This is a genomic window from Novosphingobium sp. BL-S-19 (genome assembly GCF_055521675.1).
In genome coordinates, this window is the sequence record NZ_CM145497.1 from 986,187 (window position 1) to 1,012,863 (window position 26,677).

General features: G+C 62.9%; 19 protein-coding genes and 1 pseudogene. 12 read left to right on the forward strand and 8 right to left on the reverse strand.

From position 1 onward, the window contains the following. Nucleotides 1–6: 6 nt before the first annotated feature. Nucleotides 7–1,785: an IlvD/Edd family dehydratase gene (locus ACZ1JV_RS04210; RefSeq protein ID WP_465149727.1), complete on the reverse strand. Its 1,779-nt coding sequence runs from the start codon at nt 1,783–1,785 to the stop codon at nt 7–9. A gap of 246 nt (nt 1,786–2,031) precedes the next feature. Here ACZ1JV_RS04210 and ACZ1JV_RS04215 point away from each other — a divergent pair, with 246 nt between their 5' ends. From ACZ1JV_RS04215 to ACZ1JV_RS04225, 3 genes are all read left to right on the forward strand, one after another. After that, nucleotides 2,032–4,740 carry a TonB-dependent receptor gene (locus ACZ1JV_RS04215; RefSeq protein ID WP_465149728.1) on the forward strand — a complete coding sequence of 903 codons (2,709 nt, stop codon included), beginning with the start codon at nt 2,032–2,034 and terminating at the stop codon, nt 4,738–4,740. A 191-nt stretch (nt 4,741–4,931) separates the two neighbouring features. Continuing rightward, nucleotides 4,932–5,555: a MarC family protein gene (locus ACZ1JV_RS04220; protein WP_465149729.1), complete on the forward strand. Its 624-nt coding sequence runs from the start codon at nt 4,932–4,934 to the stop codon at nt 5,553–5,555. A 65-nt stretch (nt 5,556–5,620) separates the two neighbouring features. Beyond that, complete coding sequence (locus ACZ1JV_RS04225; RefSeq protein ID WP_465149730.1) at nt 5,621–5,941, forward strand: hypothetical protein; 321 nt, start codon at nt 5,621–5,623, stop codon at nt 5,939–5,941. A gap of 91 nt (nt 5,942–6,032) precedes the next feature. On the opposite strand, the gene ACZ1JV_RS04230 is transcribed toward ACZ1JV_RS04225, so the two are convergent. Next, nucleotides 6,033–6,977: a pyridoxamine 5'-phosphate oxidase family protein gene (locus ACZ1JV_RS04230; protein WP_465149731.1), complete on the reverse strand. Its 945-nt coding sequence runs from the start codon at nt 6,975–6,977 to the stop codon at nt 6,033–6,035. A gap of 276 nt (nt 6,978–7,253) precedes the next feature. On the opposite strand from ACZ1JV_RS04230, the pseudogene ACZ1JV_RS04235 reads away from it, so the two are divergent. The 3 genes and pseudogenes from ACZ1JV_RS04235 to ACZ1JV_RS04245 all read left to right on the forward strand — a co-directional run. Then, nucleotides 7,254–7,646, forward strand: a pseudogene (locus ACZ1JV_RS04235) (TonB-dependent receptor plug domain-containing protein); the annotation flags it as partial. A gap of 551 nt (nt 7,647–8,197) precedes the next feature. After that, entirely contained in the window at nt 8,198–9,385 is a 1,188-nt protein-coding gene (locus ACZ1JV_RS04240) for a TonB-dependent siderophore receptor (RefSeq protein WP_465149732.1), read from the forward strand. A gap of 338 nt (nt 9,386–9,723) precedes the next feature. Further along, the gene (locus ACZ1JV_RS04245; protein ID WP_465149733.1) at nt 9,724–11,052 is read left to right on the forward strand and encodes a glycoside hydrolase family 1 protein; all 1,329 of its coding nucleotides are present in this window, start codon (nt 9,724–9,726) and stop codon (nt 11,050–11,052) included. A 53-nt stretch (nt 11,053–11,105) separates the two neighbouring features. Here ACZ1JV_RS04245 and ACZ1JV_RS04250 read toward each other — a convergent pair whose 3' ends face one another. After that, a complete protein-coding gene (locus ACZ1JV_RS04250) occupies nt 11,106–11,702 on the reverse strand; it encodes a TetR/AcrR family transcriptional regulator (protein ID WP_465149734.1) in 597 nt (198 codons plus the stop codon). A 98-nt stretch (nt 11,703–11,800) separates the two neighbouring features. On the opposite strand from ACZ1JV_RS04250, the gene ACZ1JV_RS04255 reads away from it, so the two are divergent. Together ACZ1JV_RS04255 and ACZ1JV_RS04260 are read left to right on the forward strand one after the other, a co-directional pair. Beyond that, entirely contained in the window at nt 11,801–14,128 is a 2,328-nt protein-coding gene (locus tag ACZ1JV_RS04255; RefSeq protein WP_465149735.1) for a TonB-dependent receptor, read from the forward strand. A gap of 32 nt (nt 14,129–14,160) precedes the next feature. After that, nucleotides 14,161–15,459: a metallophosphoesterase family protein gene (locus tag ACZ1JV_RS04260; protein WP_465149736.1), complete on the forward strand. Its 1,299-nt coding sequence runs from the start codon at nt 14,161–14,163 to the stop codon at nt 15,457–15,459. Between the two features lie 87 nt (nt 15,460–15,546). Here ACZ1JV_RS04260 and ACZ1JV_RS04265 read toward each other — a convergent pair whose 3' ends face one another. Next, a complete protein-coding gene (locus tag ACZ1JV_RS04265; RefSeq protein ID WP_465149737.1) occupies nt 15,547–16,140 on the reverse strand; it encodes a TetR/AcrR family transcriptional regulator in 594 nt (197 codons plus the stop codon). A gap of 49 nt (nt 16,141–16,189) precedes the next feature. Here ACZ1JV_RS04265 and ACZ1JV_RS04270 point away from each other — a divergent pair, with 49 nt between their 5' ends. Then, nucleotides 16,190–17,035, forward strand: a complete 846-nt coding sequence (locus tag ACZ1JV_RS04270; RefSeq protein ID WP_465149738.1) for an oxidoreductase — start codon at nt 16,190–16,192, stop codon at nt 17,033–17,035. Nucleotides 17,036–17,162: 127 nt separating this feature from the next. Here the strand turns inward: ACZ1JV_RS04270 and ACZ1JV_RS04275 are convergent, their stop codons facing one another. Continuing rightward, a complete protein-coding gene (locus tag ACZ1JV_RS04275; protein WP_465149739.1) occupies nt 17,163–17,915 on the reverse strand; it encodes an SDR family NAD(P)-dependent oxidoreductase in 753 nt (250 codons plus the stop codon). A 161-nt stretch (nt 17,916–18,076) separates the two neighbouring features. Here ACZ1JV_RS04275 and ACZ1JV_RS04280 point away from each other — a divergent pair, with 161 nt between their 5' ends. Continuing rightward, nucleotides 18,077–18,154 (forward strand): hypothetical protein, encoded by a 78-nt coding sequence (locus tag ACZ1JV_RS04280; RefSeq protein WP_465149773.1) that lies wholly within the window; start codon nt 18,077–18,079, stop codon nt 18,152–18,154. A gap of 60 nt (nt 18,155–18,214) precedes the next feature. On the opposite strand, the gene ACZ1JV_RS04285 is transcribed toward ACZ1JV_RS04280, so the two are convergent. Further along, nucleotides 18,215–19,015, reverse strand: a complete 801-nt coding sequence (locus ACZ1JV_RS04285; protein ID WP_465149740.1) for a FadR/GntR family transcriptional regulator — start codon at nt 19,013–19,015, stop codon at nt 18,215–18,217. 93 nt (nt 19,016–19,108) lie between these two features. Here ACZ1JV_RS04285 and manD point away from each other — a divergent pair, with 93 nt between their 5' ends. Beyond that, the gene (gene manD, locus ACZ1JV_RS04290; RefSeq protein ID WP_465148596.1) at nt 19,109–20,317 is read left to right on the forward strand and encodes a D-mannonate dehydratase ManD; all 1,209 of its coding nucleotides are present in this window, start codon (nt 19,109–19,111) and stop codon (nt 20,315–20,317) included. Nucleotides 20,318–20,374: 57 nt separating this feature from the next. Here manD and ACZ1JV_RS04295 read toward each other — a convergent pair whose 3' ends face one another. Both ACZ1JV_RS04295 and ACZ1JV_RS04300 read right to left on the reverse strand, forming a co-directional pair. After that, complete coding sequence (locus ACZ1JV_RS04295; protein ID WP_465149741.1) at nt 20,375–21,895, reverse strand: GH39 family glycosyl hydrolase; 1,521 nt, start codon at nt 21,893–21,895, stop codon at nt 20,375–20,377. Nucleotides 21,896–21,927: 32 nt separating this feature from the next. Next, the gene (locus ACZ1JV_RS04300; protein WP_465148504.1) at nt 21,928–24,609 is read right to left on the reverse strand and encodes a glycoside hydrolase family 2 TIM barrel-domain containing protein; all 2,682 of its coding nucleotides are present in this window, start codon (nt 24,607–24,609) and stop codon (nt 21,928–21,930) included. A 686-nt stretch (nt 24,610–25,295) separates the two neighbouring features. Here ACZ1JV_RS04300 and ACZ1JV_RS04305 point away from each other — a divergent pair. Further along, on the forward strand, nt 25,296–26,600 hold the full coding sequence (locus ACZ1JV_RS04305) for a cation:proton antiporter (protein ID WP_465148505.1): 1,305 nt from the start codon (nt 25,296–25,298) through the stop codon (nt 26,598–26,600). The last annotated feature ends 77 nt before the right edge of the window (nt 26,601–26,677 follow it).

Consider the following 26,677-nt stretch of genomic DNA (forward strand, 5'->3'; position numbering starts at 1 on the left):
ACCGCATCAATGGCTGTCGCGCGGCAAGCCGCGCGTCTGGGCAATGCGCTGGTACTTCTCGGAGCCTTCCAGGATCGCCCCCGTCGCGAACTGACCGACGAGGCCGCGCTGGATCTCCTGCCACGGGGTTTGCGATTCCGGTGTGACAGCGCGCTCGATCTCTGCCAGATCCGCGCGGCGCCGGGCCACTTCGGCGTCGTCCACAAGCATGTCGGCGCGGCAGTTGGCCAGATCGATCCGCACCCGGTCGCCGGTGCGGAGCAGGGCAAGGCCGCCGCCCACCGCCGCTTCGGGCGAGGCATTGAGGATCGACGGGCTGCCCGAGGTGCCGGACTGCCGCCCATCGCCGATGCAGGGCAGCGCGTGAACGCCGGCACGGATCAAGGCGGCCGGCGGGCGCATGTTCACGACCTCCGCCCCGCCCGGATAACCAACCGGGCCGGCGCCGCGGATGACCAGGATGGTATTCTCGTCGATGCCGAGATCGGCGTTGTCGATGCGGTGATGGTAGTCTTCCGGACCGTCGAAAACGACGACGCGGCCTTCGAATACATCCGGCTGTTCGGGATTGGACAGGTACCGGCTGCGAAACTCTTCGGAGATCACCGAAAGCTTCATCACCGCGCCATCGAACAGGTTGCCGGTGAGCACGGTGAGGCCGGCCGCCTCTTTCAGTGGCCGCTCGAAGGGGCGGATGACGTCTTCGTCGACGATCCTGGCATCCACGAGGTTTTCGGCCACGGTGCGGCCATTGGCCGTTAGCGCGCTGCCGTCGATCAGCCCCGCCTTGTTCAGTTCGGCCATGACGGCGGGCACGCCGCCGGCCCGGTAGTAATCCTCGCCAAGATATTCGCCGGCCGGCTGGAGATTGACCAGCAGCGGCACGCTGGCCCCATGCTGCTGCCAGTCCTCCAGCGTCAGTTCGACGCCGATATGGCGGGCGATGGCATTCAGGTGGATCGGCGCATTCGTGGAGCCGCCGATCGCGGAATTGACCCGGATCGCATTGAGGAAGGCCGAACGGGTCAGAATGTCGGAGGGTTTGCGATCAGCCGCTACCATCTCCACGATCGCGCGGCCCGTTTCCCACGCGCATTCCTGGCGATCGCGATAGGGCGCGGGGATCGCGGCAGAACCCGGCAGCGACATGCCAAGCGCTTCGGCCAGCGAGTTCATCGTCGTGGCCGTGCCCATCGTATTGCAATAGCCGGTGGAAGGCGATCCGGAGGCGACCAGCTTCAGGAAACCCTGATAGTCCAGCTCACCCTTGGCCAGCATCTCGCGCGCTTTCCAGACGATCGTGCCGGCGCCGGTGCGCTTGCCTTCGTGCCAGCCGTTGAGCATGGGGCCGACCGACAGCGCGATCGCCGGGATGTTCACGGTTGCCGCCGCCATCAGCGCGGAAGGCGTGGTCTTGTCGCAGCCGATCGTCAGCACCACCCCGTCCAGCGGATAGCCGTAAAGCAGTTCGACCAGGCTGATATAGGCAAGATTGCGGTCCAACCCGGCCGTCGGCCGCTTTCCGGTTTCCTGCAAAGGATGGCTGGGAAACTCGACGGGAATGCCGCCGGCATCGCGAATGCCCGCCTTGATCCGTTCGGCCAGTACCAGGTGATGGCGATTGCAGGGCACAAGATCGCTGCCCGATTGCGCGATCCCGATGATCGGACGCCCCGATTGCATCTCTTCTATCGAGAGGCCGTAGTTCAGATAGCGTTCCAGATAGAGCGCGGTCATGTCCGGATGGGTGGGGTCATCGAACCACGCGCGGGAGCGCAGCTTCATGGTGCGGCCGGCGCTGGCGTCTTCAGCGGATGATATGTTCGCCTCCCCATAGTTTGCCCGATGCCTTCGCGGGTGCCGCAGGAAATGTGCGGATCCCGCGCGGGGGCGTTGCCTGGATGCCGCTACCATCGGGCATTTTAACGTGCAACCTATTTATCGTACAAATATGTCTTGTCGGACAACATTGCCGGAGTTATGAGCGCTTTCAAGGCTCGCTGAAGGAGCCGGTTGTTGTGAGGGAGGATCATGAACCACTTTACCCGCTCGCTCGTCCTGTCGTCGTCGGCGCTGGCATTCCTTGCCTGTGCGCCCGCCTATGCGCAGGAAAGCATTTCGCCGTCGCCGGAAGATGCCGGCAACGAGATCGTCGTCTCCGGCCAGCGCGCCAGCCTTGAAGCCGCGCGCAACATCAAGAAGAATTCGGACAACGTCGTCGATTCGATCGTCGCGGAAGATATCGGCAAGCTGCCGGACACTTCGGTCGCCTCGGCGCTTCAGCGCGTTGCCGGCGTGCAGGTGCAGAACGGCTTCAACAACGAAATCCAGTCCCCGATCATTCGCGGCATCGGCGATATCCTGACGACCCTGGACGGTCGCGAGATCTTCACCGGCGTGGGCCGTGGCTTTTCGTTCCAGGATCTGCCGGCGGAAGCCGTCAGCGGCATCGACGTCTACAAGTCGAACACCGCCAACCTGATCGAAGGCGGCGTTGCCGGCGTCATCGACATGAAGCTGCAGAAGCCCTTCAACTTCGACAAGGGCCTTACCGTTGCCGCCAACGGCCGCGTCTATCACGGCACCGTGTCCGATGAGACCAGCTATACCGGCGGCGTTCTCATCTCGAACCGCTGGGATGCGGGCGACGGCGAAATGGGCCTGCTGGTCGATGCGTCCTATGGCCGCAACAACTTCAGCCGCCCGATCTCGTTCAACTGCGATCCGCGTTCGAGCAACCACGGCCCGGCCGGCGCCGCCGACATGGTGCTGCCGACTTGCGTGGGCGGCCTGACCGACACCGGCCACAACACCCGTCCGCAAGTCAATGCCGCGTTCCAGTGGAAGGTGACGCCGGAACTGGAAGTCTATCTTGACGGCCTTTACACCGGATACCGTTCGAAGTTCGCCACCAACTTCATCTTTGGCGACCTGTTCGCGGGCAATTCGATCACCAACGCGGTTGCCGGCAGCGATTGCTTCTCGGCTTACGTGGACGGCGCAGGTTTCGCCAATCCCAACCCCGGTCCGAACGATGTGCCGGAGAACCTGTGCATCGGCCAGTCCGCGACGTTCAACGGCGTCGATGCGCTGACCAGCACCCAGGCGAAGAAGCAGAGCACTGACCAGTATGTGCTGGGCGGCGGCGTGAAGTGGAACACCGACACCATCCACCTCGTCTTCGATGGCAGCTACATCCAGTCGAAGAACGCGAACCGCGCGATCATCGTCGACATCGCCAAGCACGGCACCTCGATGGACGTGCTGGTGAACGACAATGGCCACGGCACCACCGTGATGCAGGGCGATCCGCTCAGCACGCCGGATGGCTTCGTGTTCGCCAACACGTTGTTCCAGGACCTCAACAAGTCCAACAGCCGCCAGTACGCGTTCAAGCTGGACTCCACCTTCGACATCGACAGCAACTTCCTGCGCGAAGTTCAGATCGGCGCTCGCTATTCGGACCGTGCCGGCACGTTCCGCGCCGTCGCCGGTGGCCCGGCTTTCCCGGGGCCGGATCGCGGCACGCTGGTCTCTTCGGTCGCCGGCCTGCCTTCGGACTTCCTGGTGCGTTCGCCTGACTCGATCCCGTACATCAACAACGGATCGCACTGGTACACGCCGAATCCGGACTACCTGCTCAACAACACGGACGAACTGCGCGCGCTTTACGGCGCCCCGGCGGGCGACCCGGCTTGGGATCCGACCCGCAACTACGACGCCAAGGAAAAGACCTTCGCGGCGTACATGCAGGGCAAGTATCAGGTCGATCTGGGCGCTTCCTCCATCGACGGCCTTGTCGGCCTGCGCGTCGTGCGCACCAACCGCACGATCGATGGCACCTCGCAAGTGGGTAACGTCTTCATCCCGGTGACGCGTGATACCACCGACGTTTACGCGCTGCCGAATGCCAGCATCCGCTTCCGTGCGACGCCGTCGCTGCAGTTCCGCGGTACGTACGCCAAGACCATGTCGCGCCCGGCCTTCGGGGATCTCAACCCCGGCCTGACGCTGGCCTCGCCTGTCGGCAATCCGAACATCCGTTTGGCGGGTTCGGGCGGCAACCCCGATCTCAAGGCGCAGATTTCGGACAATTTCGACCTGACGGCCGAATACTACTTCGGCCGTTCCAGCTACATCACCGTGGCGGGATACTATCGCAAGCTGAAGGATCGCGTGGCGCCGTCGACCTCTATCCAGGAGATCAATGGCTACACCTACCTGATCACCCAGCCGCGTAACGTCGGTTCCTCGAACCTGAAGGGCGTCGAAGTCGCCGGCCAGGTGTTCTTCGACTTCCTGCCCGAGGGCTTCGACGGTCTGGGCGCGATCGGTACCTTTACGCTGGCGGACAGCAAGGTCACCACTCCGGACGACCCGCTGGAAGGCAAGAATCTGCTGGGCGTTTCGAAGTACAGCTACACCGCCGGTGCGCTTTACGAGAAGTACGGCATCACCGCGCGCATCGTTTACACCTGGCGATCGGGCTACAACGAAACGCTGTTCGGTGTCGGAACGCTTACGGGTTCGGACTTCACCAGCCAGTTCAACAAGGTCAAGTCGAACGGCCGCCTCGATTTCTCGATCGGCTATGACGTGACCCCGAATATCACTGTCAGCGTGGACGGCGTGAATGTGAACGGTTCGAAGTACTACAGCTACTTCGACCGCCCCTCGTTCCCGCATGACATTCGCATCGACGACAAGTTCTACGGTGCAAGTGTCCGCGTGAAGTACTGATACCTCCGGGGGTCCATCCCTCCTCCAGGATTCCCGGACCCATGGGGCGGGGCGGCTGCGGCCGTCCCGCCTTTTTTTGTGCCTGAAAGTTCGCCTGGCCATTCATGCGCGGTCAGCGGCAGATGCGGGGCGCGCGCCGCGGCCGGATTGCGGTATAGTCCGCCAGGACCGGATCGAAGGGGACTGGTGCGATGCTTCAGGATTACCTGCTGCTGATCACGCAATTGACCACGCTGTGGGCGGTGATGGATCCGATCGGCCACGTGCCGCTGTTTCTGGGCGCCACCGCCGGTCTGAATGCGGCCGAACGGCGCCGCGTGGCGCTGATCGGCGTGGGTGTGGCCTATGGCCTGCTCGCCTGCTTCGGGATGCTGGGCCAGATCATCCTTCACGCCATGGGGATTTCGCTGCTGTCGTTCCAGATCGCAGGTGGCCTCATTCTCTTCGTCTTCGCGATCACGATGGTGCTGGGAGGCCATGCACCACCTGTGACGACGGGAGACGGCGACCTGTCCGTCGCGATCTATCCGGTGGCGACGCCGATCATCGCCGGGCCGGGATCGCTGCTGACGATCGTTCTGCTGATCGATAACCAGCGCGGCCACTTTTCCGCTCAACTGGTGACGCTGCTGGCACTCGCCGTGATCTGCACTCTCCTGCTGTGCGCCTTGCTGATGAGTTCCTTGATCCACCGCGTTATCGGCACGGGCGGCGCCAATCTGCTGCGGCGGGTGATGGGGCTGATCCTGGCGGCGCTGGCGGTCAACATGGTGCTGAGCGCCTTGGCCATCTGGCTGCATCTTCCCGAGATTTGAAGTGCCAGCCGATCCTCTTGTATGCAAAACTGTATGCAAGACTGCCAGGAAGCTGGGAATTGCCGATGTCCGATCCGAAACTTGACGAGCGTACATGCCGGATGATCTGCCCGATCGCGGCGGCCATGGTGGGCGTCTGCCTTACCGCCATCGGCATCCTGCAAATCAAAATCGCGGTTCAGGGCACGCAGACGTTTGCCGACGATCTGCTCTCCCTCGATGCCATCCTGTTTCTGGTCGCCACGCTGTTCGCCTACTTTGCTCTCCGGTCCGTGCCCGAACGCCGGCTCCACGTATTCGAGCAGATCGCAGACGTAAGCTTCATATTGGCGATGGCGCTGATGGTGGGCGTGTGCCTGTTCATGACTTATGCGATCAGCATGTAAGGGGTGAAATTGCCGATCCCATGATTTGTCCAAGGCGCAGTGGATGCACGATGAGGCGGTTCATGGCTATACTGGGCTGCCGAAGATCAGGTCAGTACAGGTTGTCCTTGTAGTCCTGATCCAATCCCTTTTGCATCAACCCCTTCATCCCCGGCACGCCCATGGTGGCCCGTGCCAGAGCGGCGCCGATGCCTTTGGTCTTGTTGAGTTTTATATGCTCGACGAACAGGTCCGTCGGCTTGATGCCCTCTTCGGGAGTGACGGGCCATAATGCCGCGCGCGACAGCGCCGGGCTCCGGTAAAGCTCAAGGTCTTCGATATCGACACCGATGGCCAGCAATGGCGTCTTTCCCTGAACGGCAAAACGATCTCGAACGACCGGGTCGGTCGAAAGACGCGCGCGTCCATGCGCACGGACGATCGTTGCGGAGCCCGGTACCAGAAGCGCCAAGGCGACACGCGGCTGTTCGATGATATTGCGAAAGCTGTCCACGCGGCGATTGCCCGGGCGATCGGTGAACCATAGCGTGTCGCCATCCAACTCGGCCATTCCGCCTGCAGGATCGCCTTTCGGGCTAAGATCGGCCCAGCCTTGCCCGCTCATGGTTGCCAGCGCGACGAAGCGGGACGCATCGACGAATGGTGCCGGCATGTCGGGCGTGTCGATGGGCGCCGCGTTCCAGAACTGTGATCGGATCATCGCCTTCGCACAGTGGCCGTAGCATTCATGCACGGCGATGTGCGCCGTTTCTCCGTCGACGGCCGTCGCTCTGCCGTTCACGCGCAAAGTCTCGCCCACGCCGGGCAGCAAGAACAACGCGCCCATCGCAGTGCCGGGTATCGCCAGAGCCGGATTGTCGAGCATAGCAAGCGGCAGGCGCAATTCATGCCGATCGCCGCCGCCAAATCCCGCCGCTCCGCCGCCTGTCGTGATCTGCAGCCGATCCCCGCTGCCAAAGCCGGCAAAGACCACCGGCGAGCGCGAGATCCACCGGAGGGCGCCCGCATCGAGGTGGTCGATCACCTTGAGATGCATGGCGGGCGGCGTCGTGCCGACTACGGCTTCAAGCGCGGCGACCGTCTCTATGTGGCCTGGAAAGGTCATGATCTTGCCCCGATTGCGATGCGCATTTTGCCGCTCTCCAGCTGATCGGCATCCAACGCAAAACGCGTCTTGCCGTCAAACCCGGCGCCGCGGCCTTCCCAAGCTGGCGGAAATCCGCGGCGGTGAGGGGGCTATCCTAGCGGCGCTCGCCATTATTGCAATTAATTCGCATTACCTGTAACGAGCTGGCAAAAATGAGGGGAAGTCATGAAATATTTAGCTCTGCTCGGCCTGTCCGCATCTGCGATCGCGTGCGCATCGGCTGCCCACGCACAGGAAGCGGACTCAAGCGAGCGTGGGTCCATCCTGGTGACCGGCACGCGCCTCGATGCGCCTGTCGAGGCGGGCAAGAGCGACATTCCGCTGCTGGAAACGCCGCAGGCCATTTCGGTCGTCTCCGCCCAGGACATCGAAGCGAGGGGCGTCACTCGCCTGTCCGAAGCGCTCCGCACCGTCGCCGGCGTATCGCGCAGCACGACGTACGGGTTCTATGACGCCTACACGATCCGCGGCTTCGACGCGGCCTATGGCAGCGTCTATCTTGACGGGCTGATCAACGAGGCCGGTGTCGGCCTGAATCAGGAGCTGTCCGCGGTCGAACAGATCGAGGTGCTGAAGGGCCCATCCTCGATGCTCTTCGGGCAGGCTCCGCCGGGCGGCCTCATCAATCTGGTCAGCAAGCGTCCGCAGAACGATGCCTTCGTGAAAGCGACCGTCTCGACCGGGTCGTGGGATCTGATCGAAAGCACGGTCGACGCCAATGCCCCGCTCAACAGCAGCGGAACCCTGCTGGCACGCATCAACCTGACATATCGCGATGCCGACAGCTTCGTGCGCAATTCCGGCATCAACCGCATCTTCGCCGCCCCCGCCGTGACCTGGAAGCCCGGGCCGGACACGACGCTGACCGTGCTGGGACGCTACCAGCGCGACCACGACAATCCGATATCGCCGGTGCCCGCCTACGGCACGGTACTGCCCGGCGTGGTTCCCATTCCCGAAGACTTTTCGATCAACAACGCCGGCAGCCAGCGCGTCGTCAACAATCGCAACCGGTACCAGATCGGCTACATCTTCGATCACCGGTTCAGCGATGCCATCAGTTTCTCGCAGACGCTGCGTTACACGCATCGCAAGGAGTACTGGAACCGATGTTCGCCGCCGGGTTCATCGATGCGGACGGCAATTATTCCGACGCGCCGACCGACACCATCGGCCGCTACTTCTACGGCCCCTATAACGCCACGGACAAGGATTTTGCGGTCGACAGCCGCCTCAAGGGCACGGTCAGGACCGGTGGGATCACGCACGAATGGCTCGCTGGCGTGGACTATCGCCAGAATCGCAGCACCTACTTCAGCGCAGGCGATTACGATTCCACCCACTTCCCGTTGAACATCGCCAATCCCGATTACGACCAGATCCTGGACACCAGCTTCGTGCAGGGCGCTCCCGGCGGCAGCAAGGCCCATCAGACCGGGATCTACTTGCAGGATCACCTGAAATTCGGCGATCTCGCCACCCTTACGCTCGGCGGCCGCTATGACTGGGCCGAGGCGTCGGGCCAGAAGGACCACGCTTTCAGCCCGCGCATCGGCGCGACGGTAAAGCTGACGGATGGCGTGAATGCCTATGCCAGCTGGTCCAAATCGTTCGTGCCGCAGCTCTACAGCCAGCAGGTCGTCGGCTTTGACGCCAATGGTAATCCGATCGGTGGCCCTGTACCGCCAGAGCGCGGGAAGAACATCGAACTGGGCCTGAAGTTCGCGCCGAAAGGCACCAGCCTCAGCGGCAGTCTGGCCATCTATCAGCTTACCCGCCAGAACGTGACGACGGCCGATCCGGTCTATCTCGACTTCTCCGTGGTCACCGGCGAGCAGCGATCGCGCGGTGTCGAGGCGGAGCTGCAATGGCAGCCCTTCACCGGGTTCAGCCTCAACTTCGCCTACACTTACGTCGATGCGAAGGTGACGAAGGACAACTTCTTCACGGTGGGCGCGCCGCTTTCCAACGTGCCGAAGCACAACATCGGCGCCTTTGCCCAGTACGAGGTGCCCGAAGGTCCGCTGGCCGGGCTTGGCGCGACCTTGGGCCTGACCTACAACAGCAAGCGTAATGGCGACATCTATTCGATGCAACCGGACGGCTCCGTGCTGCTCTGGCTGCCGGAATACACGCTGGTGGATGCCGGCCTGTCGTACAAGCGCGACGGCTGGGGCGTCCAGGTCACCGTCGCCAACCTGTTCGACAAGCGCTACTTCCCGGATACCGGCGGGATCGATCGCGTAACCCCGGGTAATCCCCGCAACTGGCGCCTGACGCTATCGCGCGAGTTTTGAGCCGCATACGATGCTGGCCGGTACACGCTGCCCTTCTGCGTGATTTTGCGCGCAGAAGGGCAGCGTGTACCGGCAGCTCAGCGCGCCATTGCGGTTATTCTCGGTCCCTATGCGACAGCTAGAGCATTTTCCAATCAGATGGAATCATCTGATGACTCGGAAAATGCGTCAAACCAGAAGCTTAGAGCAGTTGATCCGATGCAATCGGATCGGAAACTGCTCTAGAAAGTGGCCGGTCGAGGATGCCGAGAGCGCCGTTGTCCGGCTAGACAGAATTAGAAATATTGTTCTAGTATGGTTGTGAGAGCCGATATGGCCGAACAACGGGAGAGACCTTTATGGACCGTCGCGCCGCGTTAACGGCCGCTGCAGCAACCGCCGCAAGCATGATCGCGTCAGCGTCCAAAGCCGCACCGCTCCTGCCGCAGGGCGGAAGTTTCCCAAACGGCTTTCTCTGGGGCGCGGCAACGGCGGCGCATCAGGTCGAAGGCAACAACGTCAACAGCGACGTCTGGGCGATGGAGCATGCGACGCCGACGGTCTATGCCGAGCCGTCGGGCGACGCGGCCAACAGTTTCATGCTGTGGCGTACCGACCTCGATCTGGTGAAGGGCCTGGGACTCAACACTTATCGCTTCAGTCTGGAATGGGCGCGGATCGAGCCGGTAAAGGGCCAGTTCTCCATTGCGATGCTCGATCACTACAAGGCGATGATCGACGGGTGCAGGGCGAGAGGTCTGACCCCCTTCGTCACCTTCAACCATTTCACCACGCCGGCATGGTTCGCGGCGCAAGGCGGCTGGTCGAATGCGGAAGCTCCCGCACTGTTCGGGCGCTACTGTGAAAAGGCTGCCCGGCACCTTGCAAGCGGCATAGGCTATGCCACCACACTTAATGAGCCCAACCTGAGCGGACTGCTCGACGTCGTGCTGCCTGGCGATATCGGCCAACGCCTGCTTGGCGCGGATCGTGCCATGCAGGAAGCCGCTGCAAAGGAACACGCAGTCGCACGGTTTCTGCCGGGCAATCCGCTTTATGTCGCCGATCCTCAGGTTGTGCAGGCGAACCTGCTGGCCGGTCACAAGCGGGGCCGCGAGGCGATCAAGAGCGTGCGCGGCGATCTTCCTGTCGGCGTCAGCCTTGCCATCATCGACGATCAGGCGGCCGGGCGTGACAGCCTGCGCGATGTCATGCGCGGCAAGCTCTATCGGCCCTGGCTGGAAGCGGCGCGCGGTAACGACTTTGTCGGCGTTCAGAACTACGAACGCGCGGTCTGGAACCAGAAGGGACGCCTGCCTCCGCCGGCAGGCAGCGAGACCAACGACGCGGGTGCCGAAGTCTATCCGCCATCGTTGGCGGGCGCCGTGCGATATGCGCATGAGGTGAGCGGTGTGCCGGTGATCGTGACCGAGCACGGCATAAACTCCGCCGATGATCGCAAGCGCGTGGCGCTGATCCCCGCAGCGCTGAGCGAGCTGAAACGCGCGATGGACGACGGCGTGCCGGTGCTCGGCTATATTCACTGGTCGCTGGTGGACAACTTCGAGTGGGTCTTCGGCTACAAGCCCCAGTTCGGGCTGCACAGCCTGGATCGCACGACGTTTGCGCGAACGCCAAAACCATCAGCGAAGGTGCTTGGCCTTATCGCGCGCAACAACGCGGTCTGATTTGCCCGCCCGCTCCCCCAAAATTCGCGTTTCGCGAATTTTCAAACGGTCTCTCATCCCGGCTCCATGTCCAGCAATGTCAGCGCGCCGTCGACGAGGCGGATGATCTGCCGCTCGGTCGGTGTCGTGCGCAATACGGCGACATGAAAGATGATCGCGCCGATCAGCGTATTGAAGGCAAAGTCGCGGACCTGCTCGCAAGTGCCCGGTCGCGCGCGTTCGAGTTCGCGCAAGTAGAAGGCCTGCTCATTGGCCCCATGCCGGGCCAGCGCGGCGGAGAGATCGTGATGGTGTTCGGCACTGACCGACATCATCAGCATGGCGGGCCCGCGCACGCCCGCCATATAGGTGCAGAGCGCGCTTGAATGCGCGATCAGCACCTCGCGCGGGGTCATCGTTTCATCGGTCTTCGGCTCGATCCGCCGCGAGGTCTGGCCCAATATCGCTTCGACCAGTTCGGCCTTGTTGGCAAAGCGCCGATAGAGCGTGGAGCGGCTGCATCCGGCCAATTCCGCCACGCCTTCGAAGGTTAGCCCTTCATACCCTTTTTCCGCCAGAATCCGCCATGTGGCCTCGGCAATGGCCACATCCTTTTCCTCGTCACGCGGGCGCCCGCGGCCACGCGATTGCGTTTCCGTTTCATTCGTCATCGCTTCCCCCTTTACGCGATCCAGTCTCACAAATCTGTCACAGAATAACGATACACGCTCGTCCCGTATTTCGGAATTGTAAAAAGGGGATTCGGGTCGTGATCGGAAAATTCGCCGTGTTTTCAAGTTTCCTAGCCCTGAGCGTGGGCCAGGCTTACGCCGAGGAGGCGCCTGCGGCGCCCCTTCCGGCCGACAGTGGTTCCGGCGGCGATATCGTCGTCACCGCGCGTAAGGTGAAGGAGAAGATCGGCGACGTTCCGCTCGCCATCACGGCCATCGGCGGCGACGATCTGCGCCGCAACGACCATATCCGTCTGGAGGACCTCAACCAGCTCGTCCCCAGCACCAATGTCGTCGTCACCAACGGCCACCAGACCAGCATCTCGATCCGCGGTGTCGGCAACAATCCCGGTAGCGACGGCCTGGAGAACAGCGCGGGCGTCTTCATCGACGGCGTTTATCTCGGCCGCCCGGGCATGGCGGCCACCGACCTGATCGACATCGCCCAGGTCGAAGTGCTGCGTGGCCCGCAGGGTACGCTGTTCGGCAAGAACACGACTGCCGGTGCGATCAACATCACCACCGAACTGCCGCAGTTCGATTGGGGTGGCCGCGCGGCAGTGACCTACGGGCGCTTCAACTACCAGCAATATCAGGGCACCGTCACCGGTCCGATCAGTGACAATCTCGCCTTCCGGCTGACCGGGTACGACACCACGCGCGACGGTATCGTCCGGAACATCACCAATGGCGAGAAGGTCAGCGATCTGGGGCGGCGCGGTGCGCGTCTGCAGCTTCTCTACAAGCCCTCTGCCGATCTCAGCATCCGCCTGATCGGCGAATATGCGCGTGAGCAGCAGAGTTCCGGGGCGGTCACGGTGATCCCGAGCTGGGGCCTCACCCCGTCCGCGATCAAGACCAAGCTGGACGCCACCGGCGCCACTCTCGCCATCGATCCGGACGGCCTGACCACCGCGGCCGGCGGCCCCTACAGCACCGGCACCCGTCAGGCCGCGGGTTCGGCCGAGGTCAACTGGAACTTCGGCAGCGGCTTCACGCTGACCTCGCTCACCGCCTATCGCTACTGGCAGTACGACAGCGCATCGGACACCGAAGGCAGCAGCGCCGATGTCATGTACGGCGGCTATCACATCAAGAACGACCAGTTTACGCAGGAAGTTCGGCTGGCCTTCCCGCGCATGGGTAACTTCGATGCGGTGGCGGGTGCCTATTACTTCTACCAGAAGGTCGATACCACGCAGTACGTCTCCTATGGCCAGGATGCTGCCGCGTGGCTGGCGGGCATGCCGACTGCGACGATCAGGGCCTATGCGCCTTACTCGGCCGCACTGGCCACTCTGCTTGCCTACAACGGTACGCGCTGGGACACGCATGCCGCGCCGGAAACCAACAGCATTGCCGGCTTCGGTCAGGTCAACTGGCACGTGACGCCGCAGTGGAACGTGACCGGCGGCCTGCGCGTGACATACGAGACCAAGCAGGAGGAGGTGACCCGCCCAGTGCCGGTCAGCACGGCGACCGGCGATCCGGTTGCCGCGCTCGCATCGCAGGCGGCGGGGCCGATCCATGCGCGGATTTCCAACACTGCGCCGTCGTTCCTGATCAGCACCGACTACCGCTTCAACCCCGAGGTGATGGTCTACGCGCTGGTTTCGCGCGGACAGAAGGCGGGCGGCCTCAACACCACGCTGCCGCCTTCGGGACTGGGCGCCGACGCGCTCAAGGTGAAGCCGGAGACGGCGACCAACTATGAAGCCGGCATCAAGGGCGATTTCCTGAACCATGCCCTGACCGTCAATCTCGACGTGTTCCGCACCGATATCCGCAACTATCAGGCAAACGTGCTGATGGAAGTGAGCGGTCAGGTCGTTCAGCTTCTGACCAACGCAGGCAGTGCCCGGACGCAGGGCGTGGAAGCCGAAGCGACGCTGCGGCCGGTGCAGGGTTTCACGCTCCACGGTTTCGTTGCCTACAACGATGCCAAGTACCGCGAATATACCGAAGGCCCATGCCCGGTGGAAACGACCGGACAGGCCACCTGCGACCTTTCGGGCCGCCCGATCGCGGGCGCGCCGAAGTGGACCGCCGGCATCAACGGCTCCTACGAGCATGAGATCGCATCCGGCCTCGTCGGCTATGCCAGTGCCGAATACTCCTATCGGTCGAAGTACTTCGGTTCGCTGGACGATTCCGCGCTGACCCGCACCGGCGGCTACGGCCTGCTCAATCTGCGCGCGGGTGTGCGCCTCAACGATAACTGGGATCTCTCGGTCTGGGGTCGCAACGTCACGGACAAGAAGTACGCCACCAACTACTTCAACTACGGCTCTGTCCTGCCGGGGACTTACGTCGCGTTCTTCGGCGATCCGGCGACTTACGGCGCGACGCTGCGCTTCTCGTTCTGACATTTCCTGACATGCATCGGAGCCATAGACTCATGAACACGCTTTCCCGCCTGCTCGCTCTTTGCACCTGCCTGACCGGCGTCGCCCTTACGTCCGCGCCCGTTTCGGCTGCGGACAAGGCCGACGACAGCTTCACCATCGCGGTGATCCCCGACACGCAGAACTATGTCGATTACACGCATCAGACTGGCGCAGGCTTTGCGTTCGATGCCAGCAAGCTGTTCCTCGACCAGATGGCTTTCGTTGCTGCCAACCTGAAGAGCGCCGGCGGCGATATCGCTTTCGTCGACGGGCTTGGCGACAATTGGCAGCACCAGTCGCTGATGATCGATCCGGACCACGCCGCACGCGGTTTCAAGCGCGCACCGAACCCGATGATGGATGCGCACTTCGCGCCGACGGAAAAGGTCCATACCGTCGAAATGCCGACCGTCGGGCAGGGCTGGGACATGATCGCGGGCAAAGTGCCGTTCTCGGTCGTCCCCGGCAATCATGACTATGACGCGATGTGGACGGATTCGAACCATCCGCCCGCCGCGCAGGTCCGCAGTGCGGCCGATGTGGGGATGCTGCATTCGGGCGGGCTGTCCAACTGGAAGAAGGTGTTTTCGGACCAGTCGAAGTACTTCAAGGGCCAGTCCTGGTACGTCGCCAGTCATGACGACGGTGCCGACAGTGCCCAGATCTTCACGGCGGGCGGCTATCGCTTCCTGCACATCGGCCTCCAGTTCGATGCGCCCAATGACTCGCTGAAATGGGCGGCGGAGATCATCAAGCGTTACCCCGGCCTGCCGACCATCGTGTCGATGCACGACTTCCTCGATACCGCCGGCAACCGTCTGCCCAATCCGATCATCGACAATGCGGCGGTGGACCCTGAAGACAACAGCCCGCAGATGATCTGGGACAAGTTCATCAGCCAGAACGACCAGATTTTCATGGTTCTTTGCGGCCATGAACACGCGCAGGCTTTCCGGACGGATGCCAACCGGTTCGGCCATCCGGTCTATCAGGTGCTGGCGGACTATCAGGACCGCGCGCAGACCGCCAAGGCCGCCGGAGCCAAGCTGGAGCCCGGCATGGGGATCGGCGACGGCTGGTTGCGGCTGATGACCTTCGACATGGGCGCCAAGGTACCCCAGGTGAAAGTTCGGACTTATTCGACGCACTACAAGGTCAACAGCGTCGACGCGCCAGACTACGCCAAATGGTACAAGGCAGAGGAAAAGCCTAAGCTGACCGACGCCGAATATATGAAGGCCGACGATTTCACGATCGACCTTACCGATTTCCGCACACGCTTCCGTAAATCCGGGGGAGCCGCGAAGTAAGCGATCCGCAAGCGTGATGAGCAGCGAGGGCGTGCGAAACCGCAATCGCCTGCCCATCACGCGCGTTCCGGGGAAGGGCGTCTGGCCTTATTGACGAACGAAGCGGGACAGCAATGTATCGGCCAAATCCTCGGCCTCCCGGCTGAGAGCGTCATCCGCCAATTCCCCTGCGGTCCAGAACGAGAGGACGCCGCGAAACGCGAAGGCAAGCTGTCGCGGCAGCAGACGCAGTGCTTCGTCCTTGCCTTGCGTGGGCATTCCTTCGCAGGCGCCCAGCGCCAGTGTCCAGAGAGCCGCCGAATTGGCAAAGACCCGCCCCGGCGAAGGACTGGCGGTGCCGATCCAACTCATCACGCCGCGATTTACGGTCGGCTCCTCCAACATCACGGCAGCGGCGGTCCTGGTGGCAAGCAAAACTCTGTCCCGAACGTCTTCGAGGGGCGGCGCCTGGCGGAAGCGCTCTATCATCGTGTCGATCCTGCGCGCCGAAAGGGCATGCATGATCGCCACTTTGCTGCCGAACTGGTTGAACGGCGTGGCAAAGCTCACTCCGGCCTCGGCCGCGAGATCGCGCATCGAGAAATCGGCCTTTCCTTCGCGCATCAGGCGTTCGGCAGCATTGAGAACGCGGTGACGCAGCGGTTCGCCTCTCAGGGGCGAGGGGGCCTTGATATCGGTCATGGCAAATTTATATCATGATATAGTTGATTCGAACAGTCTGGAGTGAACGATGGCAGATGCCCGCAACAAAACCTTCCTCATCACGGGTGTCAGTTCCGGTCTGGGGCAGGCGTTTGCCGAGGCCGCGCTGGAAGCGGGCCACCGCGTGATAGGCACCGTCCGGCGGGATGAGGATGCCGCGGCATTCGGAGCGCTCGCAGCTGATCGCGCATTTCCGTTGAAGCTGGATGTTACGGACCTCGCGGCGATCCCCGCAGCCGTGCACGAGGCCGAGCAGATGGCCGGGCCGATCGACGTATTGGTGAACAATGCCGGCTATGGCCACGAAGGCGCGCTGGAAGAATCCTCCATGGACGATCTTGAGCGCCAGTTCGCGGCGAATGTCTTTGGCCCGGTCGCCTTGATGAAGGCCGTACTGCCAGCCATGCGAGAGCGGCGCAGCGGCCATATCGTCAATGTCACCTCGATGGGCGGCTTCATCACGATGCCGGGCCTATCGTTCTATTGCGGGAGCAAGTTTGCGCTTGAGGGCATTTCCGAGGCGCTTGGCAAGGAAGTGACGGGCTTCGGGATCCGGGTAACCACGCTCGCCCCGGGACAGTTCCGTACCGACTGGGCGGGGAGGTCGATGGATCGCACGGCACGCAGTATTGCCGATTATGACTCCATGATGGATCCGCTTCGCACCGCTCGCCAGGCAAAGAGCGGCCATCAACCCGGTGATCCGGTCAAGGCTGCGCAGGCATTGCTGGCGCTGGTCGCTGCCGAAAACCCGCCGGTACGCCTGTTCCTGGGAGAAGATGCGCTGGGTCTGGTCGAGCGCAAGCTGGACGATATCAAGGCGGAAATGGGTGCCTGGGATCAACTCTCGCGATCGACCAGCTTTGCCGCTTGAACGCTAATGGAACAGGCGCTGTCCGATGCGAAACGCGTCAGCGCGGCGGAGTCACGGCAGCGGGCGTGAGGACGGCCCCCGGCGAGGCGAGCGGCCTTGCCGGGGTGCTATCGCCGGAGACCCGCCTTTATCCGATGAACATGCCGCCATTGACGGCGAGTACCTGGCCAGTGACGTAGCTGGCGCCATCCGAAGCGAGATATTCGCAGGCCGCTGCAATGTCGTCCGGCGTACCGGGTCGCGGGATCGGGATGTGCTGGGAAATGACTTCCAGTGGCGGGAAGGTTCCGGCTGCAATACCGGCCTCGGCCATCGGCGTGGCGACGACCGAAGGGGGGATGGTGTTGACGGTGATACCCTGGCCGGCGAATTCGCGGGCAAGGGAACGGGTCAGCCCGATCACGCCGGCCTTGGCGGCGGAATAGTGCGCGCGGTCTGATGCCCCGGACTGCGCCGCCTGCGACGAGATGGTGATGACACGGCCCCAACCGGCATCGACCATGTCGGGCAAGGCGGCCTGAACCGTATGGAAAACGCCGGTCAGGTTGATGTCGATCATGCGCTGCCAGGTTTCGACCGTCACGTCCTGAAAGCGAATGCTTTCGGAAATGCCGGCATTGGCGACCACGATCGCGATCGGGCCCAGTTCTTCGCGAACGGCGGCGTAGGCGGCGTCCACACTCTCCCGATCGGAAACGTCCACCTTTCGCGCGACAATACGCCCGCCTTGCGCCCGAAGCGCTTCACTTTCGCGCTCCAAAGCTTCTTGCTGGACGTCGAGCATCGCCACCGGGTGGCCCTTGCTCGCGAATAGCCGCGAGACGCCGAGCCCGATACCCGACGCTCCGCCCGTGACGACGACGACGCGATTGGCAACCATTCCTTCCCTCCCATTTGTGGCGCTCGGCAAGAGTTCGCCTGCCTTTTCGTGCCCGGCAACCGATCTTCATCGCGCTAGTTTATGAGACATTGTGGCGCATAAGCTGAAGCCTGTCCAGCCGGCTGGGCCGGGTCAGCTTCGCTGATGACATCGCCCAGGCCATTCTTTTCTGCGCATCGGACATGGCCATGTTCATGACCGGCAGCACATTGCTGCTCGACGGCGGAATGGCGGCCTGAATGGTGGCGGGTCCCGGAGCACAACGCATCTGGGGCCCGCAGTTCGGAGAATTGATGCGGCTACACTTCCTTGGCGGAGCGCAGGAACCGTTCGCGCGTGGCGGCAACCGACTGGCGCGCAGCAGCGACCGCCTCTTCCTCGACAGCGAAGAGAAGGTGCTGAAGCACGGCATTGAGGTGCGCGTGCATGGCCTCACGCGCGGCGACGGGATCGCGCTGTCGCAGCGCGGTCAGGATGGCGCGGTGTTCCTCTACGACCGGCTTAACATTGGCCGTCCGGGCTTGCTCAAGCAGCAGTCGGCATTCCGGCGAGGTGGACCGCAGGGTCCAGAGCTGTTCGACAGTCCGGGCAATGGCACTGTTTCTGCCGGCCCTGGCGATCGTCATGTGAAAGGCCATGTCGGCATTCTCGCCACCATTTTCCTCGGCGTTCTCCTGCTGGATGGCTTTGACGAGTTCTTCCAGTCGCTGGAGTTCCTCATCGCTGATATGGCGCGCGGCCAGCGCCGCAGCCTCGCCCTCGATGAGCAGCCGGGCTTCTACTAGTTCGAATGGGCTGACCGCGAATTCCGGTTCATTGTCGATTTCGCCGGGAAGGCGGATCACGAATGTGCCAGCACCCAGCCGGGCCTCGACAAGGCCCAGTACTTCCATCGCGAGCATGGCTTCGCGCACGACGGGCCGGCTTACGCCCATGCCGATGGCAATATCGCGCTCCGCCGGCATACGGTCGCCCACGGCATAAGTTCCCGATTGCAGTTCGGCGATCATCGCCTTGGCCACGCGGCGGTATAGCCGACCGTCATCGTCGGCCGCCGGATCCGCTCCAAGCGGCGGCTTCGCCCCCATGATACCTGCCATAGCTTTCCACCTTATCGTTGTGGTAAGACCAATATTATCTAACTGGTCAACGCAATCTAGCGTGCTTTAACCTAGCCGGGATCAAGTCGACACATGAAAATTCAATCGGCCAAAGTGATCGTCACGTGCCCGGGGCGCAATTTCGTCACACTCAAGATCGAGACCGACCAGGGCGTCTACGGGATCGGCGATGCCACGCTGAACGGGCGTGAGAAATCGGTGGTCGCCTATCTTGAGGATCACGTGGTGCCCTGTCTGATCGGCATGGACCCGCGCCGGATCGAGGATATCTGGCAATATCTCTATCGCGGCGCCTACTGGCGTCGTGGCCCGGTGACGATGCGCGCGATCGCGGCAGTGGATGTGGCTTTGTGGGACATCAAGGCCAAGATGGCGGGCATGCCGCTCTACCAGCTGCTGGGCGGCCGCAGCCGCGACGGCGTGATGGTCTACGGCCATGCCAACGGCAGCGACATCGCCGAAACGGTTGAGGCGGTGGGCCAGTATATCGACATGGGTTACAAGGCGATCCGCGCCCAGACCGGCGTGCCGGGGATCCGCGATGCCTATGGTGTGGGCCGGGGCAAGCTCTACTATGAGCCCGCCGACGCGGCGCTGCCTTCGGTAACCGGATGGGATACACACAAGGCGCTGAACTACGTGCCGAAGCTGTTCGAAAAGCTTCGCGAAACATACGGGTTCGATCATCACCTGCTGCATGACGGGCATCATCGCTACACGCCGATGGAAGCCGCGCGGCTAGGCAAGGCGCTGGAGCCGTTCCAGCTGTTCTGGCTGGAGGACTGCACCCCTGCCGAAAACCAGGAAGCCTTCCGGCTGGTGCGCCAGCACACCACGACACCGCTGGCCGTGGGCGAGATCTTCAACACGATCTGGGACGCCAAGGACCTGATCCAGAACCAGCTGATCGACTATATCCGCGCCACGATAGTCGGCGCCGGCGGGCTGACGCATCTGCGCCGGATCGCCGACCTTGCGGGCCTCTACCAGATCCGCACCGGCTGCCATGGCGCCACCGACCTCTCACCCGTCACCATGGGAACGGCGCTGCACTTCGATACGTGGGTGCCCAATTTCGGCATCCAGGAATACATGCGCCACTCCGAAGAGACCGACGCGGTGTTCCCGCACGACTACCGCTTTGAGAAGGGCGAGCTGCTCTGCGGCGAGACCCCCGGCCACGGCGTCGACGTCGACGAGGCGTTGGCAGCGAAGTATCCGTACAAGCCGGCCTATCTTCCCGTGGCGCGCCTTGATGACGGCACGATGTGGAACTGGTGAGATGAAGCGCCTTCCCCCGGCACCATCCCTTCGCGGGCCGATGCCGGGGCGCACGGGTCAGGCGAGTTCGACGAGGGCGAGACCTTCAGGAGGCAGTTCGAGCGTGAGCGTTCCGTCCGCATTGAGGCGGCGGGTTTCCACGACCGGACGAGAGACCTGACGCAACTGCGCGATCTGGGGGCGCGAGGGATAACGGGGCGAGCCCATCGCCCGCCAGGTCGGCATCGGTGATCCGCGCTCCCAATCGACGAACCGGACTTCGGCCGTCTTGCGGCCCTTGATCCCGTCAAGCTGCAGCGTCAGCCTCTTGGGGCCTCCCGTGATCTTGCGCTCCGAGGTCATGCCCGGGATTCCGCCCGGCTGGTCGACTTCGGCAAGGTTCCAGACGAGTACGGAAATCCGCCCGTTCTTGTCCTTTGAAGCCAGTGCCGGCCCCTTTGCAGCAAGGCGCTCTGTGCCGAGGCGATGCAGCAGGCGATAGGTGTTGAACGAGGGCTTGGCGATGCCGTCGATCATCATGCTCCATCCCATAGAGCCTTCCTTGAGCATATAGTCGTCGACGCCGAGTTCCTCGTACATGCCGCTGAGGGTCCACTGCGACATGCCGGCGCAGTGGACCATGCTGTTGGCGATGACGTGGGCAATCATCGCCGGGCTATCGGACGACCATTCGGACAGCCACATCGGCTTGCCCGCGAATGGCCCGGCATCGATCGTGCGCCGGGCATTGGCAAGGGCCTCGGGGATGACGTCGTTGATGCCGCGTCGGGGGCTGCCCTTGCCGAAGACGTCGTCCTGATCGTCACCCGCATAGACATGGGTGGCGAAGAAATCGACCGGGGCGTTGTTGGCCGCGCACCATTGCCCGAAATCGCCGATCCAGGCCGTTTTAGAGGTTGCCGGTCCGCCGACCTGGATGCGCGGATCGACCGATTTTATGGCGGTCGCGGCAGCCTTGTACATCTCGAAGTAGCGCTGCTTGTCGGCGGTCCAGAAGAAGGAGAGGTTGGGCTCGTTCCAGACTTCGAACGGCCAAGATCGCACGGTCTCGATGCCATAGCGATCCACCATCGCCGCCGTGAAAGATTTGATGAAGGAGGCGTATTCCGCGTCCGAGGTCGGCGGTGTGATGTTGCCACCGTAAAAGCCGAACTGGCTCTTCCCGGAAGCGAGCTTGCCGGGCATGAAGCTAAGCTCGACATAGGGCGAAACCCCGAGATCGAGCAGGCCGTCGTAGACACGGTAGACATTGAGCCAGTTCGGCCCGCCGTTCCGGCGCATCTCCAGAATGCTCTTGCCGAAGACGCCGAGCTCATCGTTGAAGATGCCGTGGAACCGGGCGCGCTTGATGCCGGCTTCGGTCACCGCCAAGCGCATGTCCTGCCGCCATTCCTCGCGCATGGTGATCGCCGCGCGGTCCGATCCGACGCATTCCTCCCAGACATGCGGCAGCGCGCCGGCAATCGTGCGGGTATCGACCCGGACCGTTTCACCGGGAATATCGGCGGCCTTCACGCCGCCTGCCGAAAGCGCGGCCGCCGCCGCGCTCGATGCCAGAAATGTGCGCCTGTCAAACATGCTTCTCTCCAAGGAATTCGGGCTTGCGGCGTTCACCGCGAAATCTCGATCCCGGCCAAGGCGGCATTTCCCGAGACGCTAGAAAAATCGAGGATCAGGCGTCCGTCGGCGACGGTGACCGGAAAGCTGCGGACCAGTTCCTTGAGCGGGGCACCGGCTTCCTTCAGGATATTGAGGCCCTGGATGACAGCCTGACCGTTTGCCTTCACGGTAAGCGCCTGATCGGGGGAGACGGTCTTGCGCGGTTCGAACAAGTGCAGGGTTACCGTCCACCGGCCGTTGGGCAGCGGGATGTCGTAGGCGTAAGCGTCGCCATCGCGCCAGTAGTCGAACAGAGCCGGGTCTGCCGCCTGCACCTGCCGGATCGGCGCCATCGAACGGCCGCCGAAACCCACGAGGTTGAGCACGACAGGCTTGCCGCCCTTCACGAAAGTGTCCGAGCCGAAATGCCGGGTGCCAAGGTCCAGCCCGGCAAGACTGCCGGCATTGATCCGCAGGCCATTGCGTTCGAGATCAGGGCCGTTCCAACTGGCCGTGTCGCGCAGGGTCTTGCCGTCCGTTGTCGTGGAGACCACCGCCTCATTGGCGCCGGGGAGAAGGGCGACATTCCTCCATTCGCATACGAAATCGCTGCAAGGCGCCGTGCCGATCGATTTGCCGTTGATCGTCAGGGTCGCGGTCGGGGCGGTCGAATAGGCTTTCACATCCATGACCGGATAGGCCCGGTCGACATAGCGCTTGCCTGCGAAATGCAGGGCAGGGGTATCGCTCCAGGCGACCTTGTAGAACCAGAATGCGTCCTTGCGTTCCTTGCGGTCTGCAGTGACCAGCCCCTTGTCGTTGAGATCGACACTGTCGCCTTCGTCGCGCAAGTCGCTGGAGAAATCGAACATCGCCCAGATCCAGCTGGCGAAGACGAAATCGCGCTTTGCGATGCTTGGCCATGTCTGTTCGTGGACCCATGCCTGGTATTCTTCGGGGTGGGGGCGGCCGACGAAATTGACGAAGCCGCTCAGCACGTCATCGCTGTGCTGGCTGATCGCACCGCCCGCGCCATATTCGCTCAGCGATAGGGGCAGGGCAGGATGCTCGCGGTGGAGCTTGTCGAGCGTGTCGCCAAGGTCCGCCCGTGCCTGCAGCGGGTTGGGGTAGTACCACCCGTAATAGCGGTTGTAGCCGATAAGATCGGCAGTCCCGGCGAGTTTCTCCCCGGCGGTCTGGATGAGGCCTAGGCCCTCGCAGCAGTCTGCAAAGGTCGTCGGGCGATCGGGGTCTTCCTCCTTGGCGATCGCATTGAGGTGCTGGAGCAATGCGAGCGGCTGCGGCGGCGCGCCCTTCTGGCCGAAGCCCTTGGCGGAATCCACTTCGTTGCCGACCGACCACATCAGGATGGAGGGATGGTTGTAGTTCTGCCGGATCTGTTCGCGCAGTTGCTGTTCGGCGTTGGCCCAGAGTGCATCCGAACCTTTTCCGCCCGTTACGCTGGGTGTGGTGACGTAAGGCAGTTCGGCCCAGACGACCATGCCGGCCTTGTCCGCCAGATCGGACCAGGCATCGGCATGCTGGTAATGGGCCTGACGAATGGTGTTCGCACCAAGTTCCTCGATCAGCGCCATATCATCGGCATGCTGTTTGGGTGTGAGCGCCCAGCCTGCGCCAAGCGCGTCCTGATGGCGGGAGACGCCCCGCAGCTTTACATGCCGATCGTTGAGGAAGAAACCGGCATCTGCATCGAAGCGGAATGTGCGCAGGCCCAGTGGCTGCGTCACGCGATCTAGCTGTGTCCTGCCGTCCGAAAGGGTGGAAGTGACCGAGTAGATGTAGGGATCGGCTCTGCCGTCCCAGCGATGGGGGCGGGCGATATCCAGCGCTGCGCGTTGCTCGCTGGATCCGGGTGCCAGAATGACGGGCTGAACCGTTCGGGCCACGATCTTGCCACGCGCGTCGCGGATCTCGGTTGCAAGCGTGAGGTTTCGAGGCGCAGCGCCTGCGTTACGGAGCTTCGTGCGGACTTCAACGGCTGCGCTTTCCGGTGTGATCCTTGTGGCGTGCGCGTAGACCCCGGGGCCGCCGAAATCGAGCGGGTCGATCGCGGCTGCCGGAAGCTGGAGCAGCGAAACCTCGCGGTAAATGCCTCCATGCACGAAGAAATCGCCGGACAGCGGGATGACTTCGGAGGTCGAACTGCCGGGCTCCACTTTGCTGTTGTCGGCACTGACCACGACCAGATTGCGCTGGCCTGGCTTCCATGCGTCGGTTACGTCGAGGCGGAAGCGGGCGAATGCGCCCTTGTGGGTGCCGACATGGCGGCCGTTCACCCAGACTTCGGCCAGCTTGCCGACCGCGGCAAAGTCCAGATACTGGCGATCGCCCGGCTTCGCCTTGGGCGCATCGACCCAGAGGCGGTACCAGCCCACGCCCTGTCGATTGTCGGTCTCGGCGCCGCGCGTCAGGGCGTAGGCGCCGATGTGGTTCCAGCTGTGCGGGACGGAGACCTGCTGCCAGTCGCGGTCGTCGAAGTCGCTTCCCGTGACTGACGCAGGTTCATCGCAGAAACGAAAGCGCCAGCCATGCGACAGGTCGATTGCGGGCCGGGCGGCGGTGGTTTGGGCCGCAGTGCGATCCTTGGCAACGACAGAAGGCGAAGCGAATGCCGCGCTCACGATGGCCGAGCCCAGCAGCATTGTTTTCAGTACCCGCTTGATATCGCCCACTTGCCTTTCTCCCGGTTAGTTGAGGGGCCGCGCTTGCGGCCGGCCGACTTGTGTTCATTCGGAATTACCGGTTGTTCAGCAGCCGTACCGGGCCGAGCAGACGAAAAAGATGGTTGTTCGCCATATCCGTTCTTCGTCCGAGGTTCGCATCAGCAGGATGCGCATGGTCGAAGCGCATCCCGCCATCTCCAACATCGGTTATTTGTGCGATACGGTGGCGCGTATAATTGCAGCCCCGCACCGTGAATTTGGTCAGACCAATTTGAATTGAGAATAGCCGGGGACGAAACCGAATTCATCAGGTTTCGGGCCTTGAGGGCCCTTGAAGATACATTGGACGGCATGGATCGCTGCGGCGATCGAACCTGCCGGGACTTACGACGATCACTGTCAGTGCGCCGGACTTGCATTGATGGGGTTCTCATCCTTCGCACGCGTCTGTGGCCGCGCGGGTGGCGGGCACCCTGTGCGCAAGCATTTCCGGCTCGGTATGACATCGCAATCAATGATGCATTTCCGGGACTTGTGGCGCATCGGCAACATACCGCCGCCAACCTCCGAAATTCGGTTCCGGAGAACGCTGCTGCCGAGGAAATTGCTTGCGTGTCGGGTCAACCCCGGCTCACTTCCCCGCCCGAATGGCCGCGCAACCAAAGCGCGACGGCCGGGGTATTTGGGAGACGTGCATGAGTCCTGCGGAATTGAGCGTCGCGTTCTTCTTGCAGATGTTCGTGATCATCGCCGCATGCCGCGCGGCTGGCTGGGCCATGAAGCGCTTCTTCGACCAGCCGCAGGTCATCGGCGAAATGATCGCCGGCATCCTGCTCGGCCCCTCGCTTCTCGGGCTACTGTCCCCGGACATCCAGCATTTCCTGTTTCCCAAGGAAACGAAATCCGTCCTCTACGTCTGTGCCCAACTGGGCGTGGGGCTTTACATGTTTCTCGTCGGCCTTGGTTTCAGGACCGACCATTTCCGCGTGAACGCCCGCAGCGCCTTTGCCGTGTCCCTCTCCGGCATGGCGGCGCCTTTCCTGGCTGCCGTGGCGATGACCCCCTGGCTGTTCGGCATGAACCTGTTCGGGCCGCAGGTCAGCACCTTCCAGGCGACGTTGTTCATGGGCGCTGCCATCTCGATCACCGCCTTCCCCGTCCTTGCCCGCATCATTCAGGAGCGCGGGCTGGCGCGCACGCCGCTCGGCTCGCTTTCGCTGTCGGCTGGCGCGATCGATGATGTGGGCGCATGGACGGTGCTGGCGATCGTCCTTGCCAGCTTCGGCGGCGGCCCGGCCGTGGCGCTCAAGGCCGTGGTGGGCGGCGGACTGTTCGCGCTGTTCATGCTGACCGCCGGGCCGCGCCTGCTGGCGCCGCTGGCACGCTGGGCAGAGCGCGAGGGCCGCATCGCGCCGCCGCTGCTGGCAACCATCGTCGCCCTGTTCATGCTCAGCGCCTGGGCCATGGACGCGGCGGGTCTCCACTCCGTGTTCGGCGGTTTCCTGCTCGGCGTGGCGATGCCGCGCGGGCTGCTCAGCCGTGAACTGAAAAACCAGCTGGAACCCTTTACACTGGCGCTGCTGGTGCCGATGTTCTTCACTTTCTCTGGCCTCAACACGCAGCTGACGCTGGTGAACAGCATCGCGCTCGTCGGCATCGCGCTGGTTATCCTGATCGGCTCCATCCTTGCCAAAGGCGTGGCCTGCTGGGCCGCAGCCCGGCTTACTGGGCAGGACAATGCGACCGCGCTTGCGGTTGGCGCGTTGATGAACGCGCGCGGATTGATGGAACTGATCATCATCAACATCGGCCTGCAGAAGGGCATCATCGGGCCTGCGCTGTTCTCGATGCTCGTCGTCATGGCGCTGGTGACGACGCTGATGGCCTCTCCGCTGTTCGAACTCGTCTACGGCCGCCGCGCCCGGGCCAGTGGCGCACTGGGCGCGTTGAACGAGGATGGGGAGGAAGTGCCGGAACGTCCCGTAGTCCCGGCGATCTGAATCGTCCGCTAAAGCCGGACGCAACCTTTCGAATATCGTACAATGCGGCCCCGATGCCGCCATCATGGGAAGTGGAA